Raw genomic sequence first — 11,903 nt, forward strand, 5'->3', positions numbered from 1 at the left:
TCCTGACCGGCGGGCCGGGGACCGGCAAGACGAGGACGATCGCCACCGTGCTCCGGTCGTTGCGATTCGCCGACGGTCGCGAGCCGCGCGTGGCGTTGGCGGCGCCCACGGGCAAGGCCGCCGCGCGGATGAACGAGTCGCTGGCAGCGCAGTTGGGGGACGGGGCATTCGATCCGGCGACGACGATCCACCGGTTGCTGGGGTCGCTGCCGCAGTCGAGCACGCGTTTTCGGCATCACGCGCGCAACCCGCTGCCGCACGACATCGTCATCGTCGATGAGGCGTCGATGGTCGGGCTGGGGCTCATGGCGCGGCTCGTCGAGGCACTGTCTCCGGCGACGCGGTTGCTGCTCGTCGGCGATCCCGATCAGCTCGCGTCCGTCGAGGCCGGGACCGTGCTTGCCGACCTTGTGCGCGGGCTCGGGCCGCGCGGCGATGTTGTCGAGCTGACCGAGAATCTGCGATCGGTGCCGGCCATCCAGTCGCTGGCCCAGGCCGTGCGGGCCGGTGACGGGGCGGCCGCGCTGGCCGTTCTGGACTCCGGCTCTTCGGAGATCAGCTTCGTCGACACCGACGCGCCCGCGCTGGGCGAGGTGGCGGGCGTGTTCGAGCAGGCGCGGGCGCTGCGCTCCGCGGCGATCGCCGGTGACGCCGAGGGCGCGTTGACGCGGCTCGGACAGGCGCGGTTGCTGTGCGGTCGGCGGACCGGGCCGCATGGCGTGCGTCGCTGGAATCGGCTGATCGAGCAGGCGCTGGCCGATGAGGCGCCCGAGGTGGCGTATCAGCCGCTGTACCTGGGGCGGCCGATCATCATCACCCGCAACGATCATGGGCTCGGCGTGGCCAATGGGGACACCGGCGTGATCGTGCGCGGGGTCGATGGGCGTCCGGTGGCGGCGGTGCAGACCGGGCGGGGCGTGAAGTTGTTCGCGCCGGGGCGGTTGGCGCATGTTGAGACGATGCACGCGATGACGGTGCACAAGGCGCAGGGCAGCGAGGCCGATGACGTGACCGTGATCGTGCCGGCGCTGGGGTCGCGGCTGCTCACGCGGGAGTTGCTGTACACGGCGACGACGCGGGCGCGGGCGCGGTTAACGATCATCGGGAGTCGCGAGGCCGTGGCCGCGGCGGTGGAGACGCCGATCGAGCGGTCGTCGGCCCTGACCGAGCGGCTTCTCGCCCCCGCGTCCCCCACCCCCGCCGAGTGATGGATCCGCGTGGGCTATCCGGGGGGATAGGGCACGCGGATCCATCACTCGGCGGGCGGAGGATGTCAGGCTGACTTCGCGCGACGGGAGGGGATGAGTCCGACGGCGAGCCCGGCGAGTGCCCAGCAGGCGAGGACAACCCAGCCCAACGTCGCTCCGGCACCGTCGAAGTACACGGCCGAGCGAATCGCCGACCCGGCCGCGCCGATCGGCAGCAACTGCCCGAACGCCGCCCACCCCGGCAGCCACTGCGGTCCCGTCGCCAGGCCGGAGAGCGGATTCGACAGGAAGATCAGCAACACACCCATGATCCCGAGGCCGGCGTAGCCGAGGCGCTGCTCGAGACCGAGTGCCGGAAACGAGATCGCGAGGATCCCGGTGGCGACGGCTGCGGAGGTCAGCCAGTAGTTGCCGTCAAAGGCGCCGAAGCCGAATTGCAGGATCGCGGTGGTGGCGAGTCCGGCGAGGATGGCCAGGGCAAAGGCGGCGACGAACCGGTTGCGTGCCGCGCCCTTGTACGCCACGACCAGCGCGGCCGAGGCGGCCAATCCGCCGAAGACGAGCGGCAGACCGAGCACACCGATCGCCAGCCCCGAGGGATCGTCGGCGGTGGTGGGGGCAAGCTCTTGGAACGTCACCTTCTGGCCGCCCTGCAGCAACTGCGTGCCGACGCCCTTGAGCAACTGTGTGTACGGCGATCCGGCACCGGCGGCCGTCTGGATGGTCACGCCGTCGGCCCCGACCGCGATACCCCCAATGGCGTCGCGGTGGGTGATGGCGGCCGCACCGTCCTCCGCGGTGGTGTAGGTCGTGACGGAGAAGGTGCCAGGAGACTTCGCCTCGATCGTCGCGGTGAGCTGTTGGGTCGCCGCGACCGGCCCGCTGACCGCGAGAGGCAGGTCCTTCGCGCCCGATTGAAGCGACGGCGTGGCGAAGGCGAGCAGCATCAGGCAGACAACCGCGAGCAGACCGATGACGAGGCCGGCGAGCTTGGCGGGCGAGTCGGTGCGAGTGGTTTCGGGGGTGTTCGTGGAGGTCATGGCGTCCATCCAAGTGGAGAGTTTTCTTCCGGTTACAAATGGAGGGTAATACTCCGGTTATGATGGGCGCAAGTCATTCCGGCGAAAGGGATCCGATGCGAGCCGACGCGCAGGCGAACCGCGAGGCGCTGCTGAAGGCGGCGCGCACGCTCTTCGCGGCACAGGGCCCGGCCGTGCCGTTCAGCCAGATCGCCGCCGAGGCAGGCGTGGGCGTCGCGACCCTGTATCGACACTTCCCCACGCCGGAGGACCTGATGCTCGGGCTGATCGAGCGCGTGCTCGAACAGATGGCGGAGGTCTGCGCACGTCACTTGCCCGGGATGCAGCGCGAGCCGCAGGCGACGTGGCCCACAGTGATCGATGACATCGTCGCCCTCGAACTCGGCACGCTCGTGCCGCAACTGCTCGGCGGGCGAGACCTGGCCGACCTGCCGGCCGAGATTCTGGCCGCGCGCGAGCAGGTCATCGACGCCGCCGGCACCCTGGTCGACCTCGCGAAGGAGGCAGGCCTGGTCCGCGCCGACGCGAGCAGCATCGCGGTGCTGGCCGGGCTCGGTGCGATCACGCGGCCGCTTCCCTCGGTGCTCGACGCGATCGCGCCGGGGATGCGCGATTGGCTGGTGGAGGTCTACGTTGCCGGGTTGCGCCCCTCCGCGACGCCCGCCGAGTCGGGGTAGACAGGTACCCGATTCGTGGGGTAGAAATATCCCATGGGGCTGAACATCAAGAACCCGCGAGTGTATCAGCTCGCACAAGAAGCCGCGCGCGTGACGGGCAAGACCCAGACCGGCGCGATCGAAGAGGCACTCGTGCGCCTGCTCGAATCCCACGGCATCGACCGGCACGAGGTCGAGGCCGCCGAACGCATCGAGCGAGTACGTCGGATCGTCGTGGATTACGTCAACGATCCCGGCAACCCGCGTAGCGAGATCCGGACGGTGGAGGACCTCTACGACGACACGGGGCTGCCCGCATGATCATCGACTCGTCGGCGCTGATGGCGATCCTCAACGATGAGCCCGGGGCTGCGGCGCTCCTGGACAAGGCGGTGCGCGAACCCTGCCGCATGTCCGCGGCCAGCTGGGTCGAGGTGGGCATCGTGGCCGATCGACGCTCCGCCAGTCACGGAGAACGGTTGGATCGGGTCATCGACGAACTCGAGATCGAGGTGGTGCCGGTCAGCGACCGCCAGGCCGAGATCGCGCGGTTGGCCCACGGTCGCTTCGGTCGCGGCTCCAGCTCCCCCGCGCGGCTGAACGTCGGTGATTGCTTCGCCTACGCCCTCTCCGTCGTCACCGGTGAGCCCCTGCTGTACGTCGGCGACGACTTCACCCACACCGACGTCGCGGCCGCCCGGTAACCTCAGCCCCGTGAGCCCCGACCCCCTGTCCCCGCGATTCTCCCCATTCGCCGACTACCTCGGGATGGTGTCGAGTGACGGCCGCACCATCTTCGTCACCCCGCAGCCCGAGCACGCCAACTACGCCGGGATGGCTCACGGCGGGTTCCTCATGACCCTGCTCGACACGGCCACCGGTCGGGCCACGCGCGCCGACCTGCCCGCCGACAAGTACGGCGTGACGACCTCGTTCACCACGACGTTCGTGCGCGGCGCCAAGATCGGTGAGGAGTTGCGGGCCAGCGCCGAGGTGCGACACCTCGGTCGACAGGTGCTCAGCGTCACCGCCGATGTCCACCGGGTACGCGACGGAGCACTCGTCGCGCACGCCGTGTCGAGCATGACCGTTCTCGACTGGGCCGACCGCCCGGCGGGCACGCGCTGAAGCGTGGCAGGCTTGTCCAGTGCCCAACTCCCCCACCCCGGTGACCGCCACTGACGTCGAACACGCCACCGCGCGGCTGAAGAAGGTCATCGAGGTCACCAACCTGCGCCGCTCCCGCCGTCTCTCCGAAGCCACCGGCGCCGAGGTGCTACTCAAGCGCGAGGACCAGCAGGGCGTGCGGTCGTACAAGGTGCGCGGCGCCACGAACCTCATCGATTCGCTCACCCCGGCCGAGCGCGAGCGCGGCGTCACCTGTGCCAGCGCCGGCAATCACGCCCAGGGCGTGGCCTTCGCCTGCGCCCAACTCGGCGTCCAGGCACGGATCTACCTGCCGCGCACCACTCCGCGCCAGAAACGCGACCGGGTGGCGTCGATCGGCGGCGAGTTCGCCGAGCTGATCCTCATCGGTGAGACGTACGACCAGGCCGCGGCCGCCGCCGCGCAGGACAGCCTCGAGCGCGGCACGACCCTGGTACACGCCTTCGACGATCCGACGATCATCGCCGGACAGGGCACGGTGGCGCTCGAGATCATCCGCCAGCTCGACACTCCGCCGGACGTCATCGTCGTGCCCGTCGGCGGCGGCGGACTCATCTCCGGCTGCCTGGCCTGGCTCGGCGAGCGCTACCCCGAGGTACGGGTCATCGGGGTCGAACCGGCCGGTGCGGCGAGCATGGCCGCGGCGCTCGAGGCGGGGCATCCGGTCGACTTGGAGCACGTCGATCCGTTCGTCGACGGAGCCGCGGTCGGTCGGGTGGGCGAGCAGACGTTCCCCATCGTGCAGGCCGCCCTCGACGCCGGCCGACTCACCATGGTCGCGGTCGACGAGGGCGCCGTCTGTGTCGAGATGCTGGCGCTGTACCAGGTCGAGGGGATCATCGCCGAACCCGCCGGGGCATTGGCGTCGGCGGCGCTCGCGCAGATCGATCTCGAACCGGGCAGCCGCGTCGTGGCGATCGTCTCCGGCGGCAACAACGACGTCTCCCGGTACGCCGACATCGTCGAACGCGCGCTGGTGTACGAGGGGCGCAAGCACTGGTTCCTCGTCGACTTCCCGCAGGAGCCGGGGTCGCTGCGCCGCTTCCTCGACGAGGTCCTCGGCCCCGACGACGACATCACGCACTTCGAGTACACCAAACGCAACAACCGCGACACCGGACCGGCCTTGGTCGGCATCGAACTCGGCTCCGCCCACGATCTGCTGCCCCTGCTGGCGCGGATGGAGACCTCCCGGATCCACGCCGAGCGCGTCGATCCGGCCAGCACGCTGTTCCATTTCCTCATTTGATCGCGGCGGCTCGAACCGCGGGCGGTAGAGCGCACCCAGTCGAGTTCGCTAGCCTCTAGCGGGTGTCGATGCCGTGAGGGCATCCGACGCGCATCGGCAACGAACAGGAGCGACGTGGCAACGCACGACGAGCCCTTCGGTGGAGACGCCGACGAGACTGCAGTCATCTCCCGAGCGGAGCGCCGTGAGGTCTACACCGCGCACCGGCGCGAGGAGTCGACGCGCACGTCCCGGCTGCGGCTCCCCGTCGGCCTGCCGGTGGAGCGGACCTACGAGGGCGCGGCCGCCACGACGGCGTTCGTCGCGCTGATCCTCGTGGTGCTCGAGATCGTCACCGACCTGCTGCCCGACGCTCCCATCTTCTGGGTGTTCACGCCGGTGCGGGTGGTGATCCTCATCGGTCTGGCGGCCGCCGCGCTGAGTGGCCTGCCGGCGAAGCGCTGGCTGACACCGCTGGACATCCCGATCGTCGTGCTGTTCCTGGCCACATCGTTCGCCACACTGATCAAGGGTGTCGGGTTCGCGCCGATCCGCGGGTTGCTCACGTCCATCGCCGTGTATTACCTCGCCGTGGCGGTGCGTCGCTCCGATCCCGCGTCGTGGCATGGCTGGACCGCGCTGTCGTTCATCGGCGTGGCCACGTCCTCGCTCATCGCGCTGGACCAGTTCATCTCGCGCACGCCGACCGGGTTCTGCCGCGCCTCACTGGATGGCACGCGGGACGCGTGTTCGCAGTCCGGCGCGATGGTGCGCTCCATCGGTACGTTCTCGAACCCGAATCTGCTCGTCGCGTTCCTGGTGCTGGCGCTGCCGTTCGCGCTGGCGTGGGTGCTGGCCCAGAAGGGCACGACCCGCACGGTCGGCTGGGTCGTCATCGTCGCGGGCTACCTCGCGGTGCTGACCACCCTGTCGCGCGGCGGGATCATCGCCGCGATCGTCGGCCTCGGGTGCTTCCTGCTGCTGCGCACACCGACGCGCAATCGGTTGCTGGTCGTGCTGGGCGGCATCGTCGTGGTCGTCGCCGGGGCGGTGATCGCGGCCGTGCTCGGTCGGGCGGTGGGCCTGCGCACCGATGTGTGGGGAGCGGCGCTCCGCGTCGCCTCGCACAACCCGCTCGGCGTCGGGCTGGGTCGCGCCGGCCCGTCGATCAGCGCCGCGGATCCCGGTGACCGGGTCTACCAGCACGCGCACAACCTCTGGCTCAACTGGCTGGTCGAGGGCGGCTGGCTCGCCCTGCTGGCGGTCATCGCCGTCACGGTGATGGCGGCGTGGTTCTGCCTGCAGGCGGCGCGGCGTGGGGCGGTGGCCGCGGTCGCCACCGGAGCGTCGTTGGGCGGGTTCGCGGTGCTGTGCCTGGCCGATCACCCGGCGAACGGCGCGCGGATCGCGATGCTCATGTGGGCGGTCCTGGCGCTGGCGGCCACGTCGTGGGAGCCGGTCGAGCGGCGCCCTCTGGCACCGGGCTCTCGCGCCGCGCGCCGCGCCGCCTGACCCCCTCCTCCCCACCCCCTCCGCCTCTTCCCCCTCCTCCCCGACCTGACCCGCACGCCTCCCCCGTCGAGTGGTCAATCCTTGCGACATAACCTGCCGGTAGGTCGCAAGGATTGACCACTCGGCGTGCGGTGGATCACCACAGGAGGAGCCGCTTCAGTCGGGCAAGGAGTTCGTCCTGGGCGCGCCCAGGCCTGGTGGCGTTCGATGCGCACTCCACGTACGTCCATCCGAGGTCCTCCAGGCGGGCACGGCGTTCGCGGTCCACCTGCCAGCGGTCACGGTCAGTACGGTGCCAATCACCGTCGTACTCACACACGACACGACGGTCGCGCCAGACGAAGTCGTTGCAGGAGATGAAGGCACCGGCGTCGGTGTAGATATTGACGTTGAGTTCGGGCTCAGGCAGACCGTGGTCATGAAAGACACACCGCATCTTGGACTCCTTCGGAGACCGTGATCCGACTCGCACGAGTTGAGCGGCCTCTCGGGCTCGTCGCACACCCCTCCGCCCAGTGGCTTCGTCGGCCAGTCTGATGAACGAGTCCGGTGAGTAGTCGAAGGGCTCGTTCGTGAGCGCGTCTCCCACGGCGACCAGATCGTCGCGGGTGAGAAGCGGAGCGCAGTCGAGCCAGGTATCGAGCGGAGCGGTCACCTTCAGGCCCAGGTGAGTCAAGACGCGGCGCGACTCCAGTCCACGATGGGCGACGACACCAGGTCGGCGGACTCGCGAATCATCCATGGCCACGGTGATGTGAAGGCCCGTGGCGGGATCTCGTCGGCCGGCCGGGAGCGGCAGACCCCAAATCGCCAAGGCGGTGAGGTGTGAGAACGCATGCGGTCGCCTGATGACGGCGGCATACACCTGGGCTGCGGTGATGAGGTTGTCGGGCCGGCCAACCATCCGTGCTCCCAACGCCGGGACGATGAGGTCATCGGCGCGAAGTCGGCTGTAGCCGACCCCCAGTTTCAGCGCTTCAGCGACGGAGAAGGGCTTGGCCTCAAGCGCGCGAGGGAGGGACGCGTACTTCGGACGACGTTGACGGGACATGCCCGGAAGCCTGATGCCTGAGCGTCGTGCCCGAATCCGGCTCGGTCAGCGCTGTGGATAAGTGAGCCTGAGATTGAGACCCTGTGGACAGCCCCAAGACGCGCCGAGTGGTCAATCCTTGCGACATAACGCCGGGTTACGTCGCAAGGATTGACCACTCGGGGGAGAGGAGAGCGTCAGGCGTGAGTGAGCTCCTCCAGACGCTCCGGCTGCGAGTCGAGGCGCTTGCCCTTGGTCTCGGGCATGCTCAGGATGATCAGCGTCGAGACGAGCGCTACACCCGAGACGATCCAGTAGAACATCGGGGCCTGGCCACGGCCGCCGAGCCAGGTGATCAGGTACGGGGCGCCACCACCGAAGATGGCCACGGTGATGTTGTACCAGGCGCCGATACCGGTCGAACGGATCTCCGTCGGGAACAGTTCGGCCATGATCGCCGGCAGGATCGAGCTGGCGAAGGCGAAGAAGCCCAGACCAACGGTGTAGAGGATGATGAGGTCGGTCAGCTCCCAGGTGGCGAGCTTGGACAGCGGCACCATGCCGACGGTGAAGAAGATCGTGAAGGTCAGCATCATCGGCTTGCGGCCGATCTTGTCCGAGAGCGCACCGAGCGGGTACTGCAGGGCGATGAAGACGACGATGGCGATGATCATCGCGAGGAAGAGGTTCTGGCCGACCTCGGGGTGCTCAGCCGAGAACTTCGTCTTGACGGCCGAGTTCACCGCACCGATGAGGGCGTAGTAGACGAGCGCGAAGAGCATGGTCGTACCGAGCACGTGCAGCACCGACATCGGGTACAGGCGCAGCGTGGTCATGAGCGGGTTGCGCACCTTCTCGGTGGCCGTGGCGACGTGCTCCTCGAAGACGTCCGACTCCTTGAGGTCCTTGCGCATGAACAGACCGACCAGGGCGAAGATGCCGCCGAGGATGAACGGGATGCGCCAGCCGAACTCGGCCATCTTCTCGGCGCCGAGCTCGCGGGTCAGGAAGAAGCCGAGCGTGGTGGCGAGCAGCAGCGCCACGCCGGTACCGATGTACATGAAGGAGACGTAGCGGCCGCGCTTGCCGGGAGGGGCAATCTCGGAGAGGTACGCGGAGGTGTTGGACAGCTCACCACCGGCAGCGATGCCTTGCGCGATGCGGGCAAGGATCAGGATGATCGGCGCCAGGATGCCGATCTGGTCGTACGTCGGCAGCGCGCCGATGACGAACGAACCACCGGACATGAGCGCGACGCAGAGCATCATCGCGCCGCGGCGGCCGGCCATGTCGGCCATGCGCCCCATGATCCATCCGCCGAGCGGGCGGAAGAAGAACGCGGCACCGAAGGTCGCGAACGTCATGAGCAGCGCGGCCTGCGGGTTGGAGTCGTCGAAGATCTGGGTCGCGAAGTACACCGCGAAGAGGGAGTAGATGGTCCAGTCGAACCACTCGACGGCGTGGCCGACGGTGGCAGCGGCAATGGCCTTGATGGGCATCTTGCCGGGGGTCGGGTTGGCGTCCGGCGCGTAGTGGGGATCCTGAGCGATTGAGCTCACGGCTGGTCTCCTGGGTGTGGGGTGATCGCCTGTGATCACGAGTCGGGCTCGGCCGCGACCGGGCTGGCTGCGGCTATGCGTTCGAGTGTGAAGTGCACACACGAGGCGCGACACCCCCCACGCGCTGGGCGGTGATTCAACCCTGATGAACGGAGAATCGTGTGCAGACTGCACGACGGACGGTCGCCACCGGTGACCGCCCATCGCGCCTGTGACACCGCTCACCCTGCCGTACGGCACCGTGAGCGCACCACGGGTGCGCGGGCGCGCACCTCCTACGCTGATGACCATGGCGAAGAAGAAGTCCGTCGGCGGGACACCCGCGACCGTCGCGCTCGAGCGGGCCGGTATCGCCTTCGAGGTGCGGACCTACGCGCACGACCCGTCGGCGGCGTCGTACGGGCTCGAGGCCGCCGAGGCACTCGGCGTGGAGCCGCCTCGGGTCTTCAAGACCCTGCTCGTCGACACCGAGCGCGGCCTCGCGGTCGGAATCATCCCGGTCGATGCCCATCTGGACCTCAAGGCGATCGCGTCCGCCCTGGGCGTGAAGAAGGCGGGCATGGCCGATCCCGCGGCCGCCGAGCGCACGACCGGCTACGTCGTCGGCGGCATCAGCCCCATCGGCCAGAAGAAGCCACTCCCGACGGTGCTGGACGAGTCGGCCGAGGGTTTCGCGACGATCCTGGTCAGCGGCGGCAGACGGGGCTTCGACGTCGAACTGGCCCCCGCAGACCTCCGGTCCGTCACCGGCGGCACCTGCGCGACGATCGCGCGACGCGGCTGACCCCTCGACAAACGCCGACGCGCCGGCCACCCCGAGTGGGGTGACCGGCGCGCCGGAGCGTCGTTCGTCAGGCCTGGCCGCGGACCTTCTCCTCGAGCGCCTTGCCGACCTGGGCATCGACGCTCCGCCAGTACCAGAAGGCGCGCTCGAGCACCTCGCCGGTGACCCCGGTCAGCGCGCCGGCGACGGTGTCGACGAGCCGGTCACGCGCGGCCTGGTCGAAGACGTCGCGCACCAGCGTGCCCGCCTGGCCGAAGTCGTCGTCATCGGAGCGCAGCGCGTACGCCGAGCGCACCATGTCACCGTCGGACTCCCACCGGGTGTCGACCGGACCCTGCTCGTCCGCGTAGGCACGACCAGCCGTGTTCGGCGCGTAGACCGCCGCGGCCCCGGTGTCGGCGAAGTTCATGTGCCCGTCGGCGTGGTACGTGTTCACCGGCACGATCGGTCGGTTGACCGGCAACTGGTCGTTGTTCGTGCCCAACCGCGCCCGGTGCGCGTCGGCGTAGGCGAACACGCGGCCCAGCAGCATCTTGTCCGGCGAGAACCCGATGCCCGGCACGATGTTGCTCGGCGCGAAGGCGGCCTGGTCGATCTGGGCGAAGAAGTTCGTCGGGTTCTCGTTCAGCGTCATGACGCCGACCTCGTGCAGCGGGTAGTCCGCGTGCGACCAGGTCTTCGTCAGGTCGAACGGGTTGAAGCGGTAGGTCTTGGCCTCCTCGTACGGCATGACCTGCACCGACAGCTTCCACGACGGGAAGTCACCGCGCTTGATGGCCTCCATGAGGTCGCGGCGGTGGTAGTCGGCGTCCTGACCGGCGATGACGGCGGCCTCCTCGTTGGAGAGGAACTCCATGCCCTGCTGGGTGTGGAAGTGGTACTTGACCCAGAAGCGCTCACCGGCGGCGTTGACCCACATGTACGTGTGCGAGCCGTACCCGTTCATGTGGCGGTACGACTTCGGCAGGCCGCGGTCACCCATGAGGTAGGTCACCTGGTGGGCCGACTCGGGGTTGAGGGTCCAGAAGTCCCACTGCATCGTGTTGTCGCGCAGACCGGTGTCGGGCAGGCGCTTCTGGCTGCGGATGAAGTGCGGGAACTTCATGGGGTCACGCACGAAGAAGATCGGCGTGTTGTTGCCGACGAGGTCGTAGTTGCCCTCGGTGGTGTAGAAGCGCAGCGCGAAACCGCGCACGTCACGCCAGGTGTCCGGGGAGCCGAGCTCACCGGCGACGGTGCTGAACCGCGCCAGCGCGCGCGAGGTGGCCCCGGGCTGGAACAGCGCGGCCTTGGTCCACTGCGTCACGTCGGCGGTGATCTTCAGCTCGCCGAACGCGCCCGAGCCCTTGGCGTGCGGACGACGCTCCGGGATGTTCTCGCGGTTGAAGTGCGCGAGCTGGTCGACGAGGTGGTGGTCGTGGAGCAGCAGCGGGCCGTCGGTGCCCACGGAGAGGGAGAAACGGTCGGACTCGGCCGGAGCACCGTTGACCAGGGTCGTGCCGGTCGGCTGCACCGACGCGGTCGGCATGGGGTCGGCACCCTTGGCGGTGGTGCTCTCGGTGCCGGGTTGGGGCTGGTTGTCACTCATGGCGGTCTCCAGGTCGTCGAGAGGGTGTGTGATCAGCCTCTCACTGACCGGAGCGCCGTTGGGCCGCCTGGCGATGAATTGAACGGATCGCGGTGATCGCCGCCGCCTATCGCCCCCCGCCCCCGCCCTCA

Annotated in this window: 12 protein-coding genes; 8 read left to right on the forward strand and 4 right to left on the reverse strand. The window is 69.0% G+C overall.

The features are described 5' to 3' along the window. On the forward strand, positions 1 to 1,208 hold a 1,208-nt coding region (recD, locus tag KD1_RS13085; protein ID WP_068402599.1), incomplete at its 5' end, for an exodeoxyribonuclease V subunit alpha. A 65-nt stretch (positions 1,209 to 1,273) separates the two neighbouring features. Here the strand turns inward: recD and KD1_RS13090 are convergent. After that, entirely contained in the window at positions 1,274 to 2,257 is a 984-nt protein-coding gene (locus KD1_RS13090) for a hypothetical protein (RefSeq protein ID WP_068402601.1), read from the reverse strand. 86 nt (positions 2,258 to 2,343) lie between these two features. On the opposite strand from KD1_RS13090, the gene KD1_RS13095 reads away from it, so the two are divergent. The 6 genes from KD1_RS13095 (at position 2,344) to KD1_RS13120 (ending at position 6,811) form a co-directional block, all read left to right on the forward strand. Continuing rightward, positions 2,344 to 2,925, forward strand: a complete 582-nt coding sequence (locus KD1_RS13095) for a TetR/AcrR family transcriptional regulator (RefSeq protein WP_068402603.1) — start codon at positions 2,344 to 2,346, stop codon at positions 2,923 to 2,925. 33 nt (positions 2,926 to 2,958) lie between these two features. Further along, the gene (locus tag KD1_RS13100) at positions 2,959 to 3,225 is read left to right on the forward strand and encodes a type II toxin-antitoxin system VapB family antitoxin (RefSeq protein ID WP_068402610.1); all 267 of its coding nucleotides are present in this window, start codon (positions 2,959 to 2,961) and stop codon (positions 3,223 to 3,225) included. Then, positions 3,222 to 3,608 carry a type II toxin-antitoxin system VapC family toxin gene (locus tag KD1_RS13105; protein WP_068402614.1) on the forward strand — a complete coding sequence of 129 codons (387 nt, stop codon included), beginning with the start codon at positions 3,222 to 3,224 and terminating at the stop codon, positions 3,606 to 3,608. Before KD1_RS13100 ends, KD1_RS13105 begins: the two co-directional genes overlap by 4 nt. Positions 3,609 to 3,618: 10 nt before the next feature. Continuing rightward, positions 3,619 to 4,032 (forward strand): PaaI family thioesterase, encoded by a 414-nt coding sequence (locus KD1_RS13110; RefSeq protein ID WP_068402616.1) that lies wholly within the window; start codon positions 3,619 to 3,621, stop codon positions 4,030 to 4,032. 19 nt (positions 4,033 to 4,051) lie between these two features. After that, a complete protein-coding gene (ilvA, locus tag KD1_RS13115; RefSeq protein ID WP_217995888.1) occupies positions 4,052 to 5,320 on the forward strand; it encodes a threonine ammonia-lyase IlvA in 1,269 nt (422 codons plus the stop codon). Positions 5,321 to 5,434: 114 nt separating this feature from the next. Continuing rightward, entirely contained in the window at positions 5,435 to 6,811 is a 1,377-nt protein-coding gene (locus tag KD1_RS13120) for an O-antigen ligase family protein (protein WP_068402620.1), read from the forward strand. A gap of 136 nt (positions 6,812 to 6,947) precedes the next feature. On the opposite strand, the gene KD1_RS13125 is transcribed toward KD1_RS13120, so the two are convergent. Both KD1_RS13125 and KD1_RS13130 read right to left on the reverse strand, forming a co-directional pair. After that, on the reverse strand, positions 6,948 to 7,862 hold the full coding sequence (locus KD1_RS13125) for a putative endonuclease domain-containing protein (RefSeq protein ID WP_068402622.1): 915 nt from the start codon (positions 7,860 to 7,862) through the stop codon (positions 6,948 to 6,950). A gap of 176 nt (positions 7,863 to 8,038) precedes the next feature. Next, positions 8,039 to 9,400 carry an MFS transporter gene (locus KD1_RS13130; protein WP_217995889.1) on the reverse strand — a complete coding sequence of 454 codons (1,362 nt, stop codon included), beginning with the start codon at positions 9,398 to 9,400 and terminating at the stop codon, positions 8,039 to 8,041. A gap of 289 nt (positions 9,401 to 9,689) precedes the next feature. Here KD1_RS13130 and ybaK point away from each other — a divergent pair, with 289 nt between their 5' ends. Further along, entirely contained in the window at positions 9,690 to 10,184 is a 495-nt protein-coding gene (ybaK, locus tag KD1_RS13135) for a Cys-tRNA(Pro) deacylase (RefSeq protein ID WP_068402626.1), read from the forward strand. Between the two features lie 67 nt (positions 10,185 to 10,251). Here ybaK and KD1_RS13140 read toward each other — a convergent pair whose 3' ends face one another. Further along, on the reverse strand, positions 10,252 to 11,712 hold the full coding sequence (locus KD1_RS13140; protein WP_068402628.1) for a catalase: 1,461 nt from the start codon (positions 11,710 to 11,712) through the stop codon (positions 10,252 to 10,254). Positions 11,713 to 11,903 lie beyond the last annotated feature (191 nt).

The organism is Kribbia dieselivorans NBRC 106261, from assembly GCF_001552435.1.
Taxonomy (GTDB): domain Bacteria; phylum Actinomycetota; class Actinomycetes; order Actinomycetales; family Dermatophilaceae; genus Kribbia; species Kribbia dieselivorans.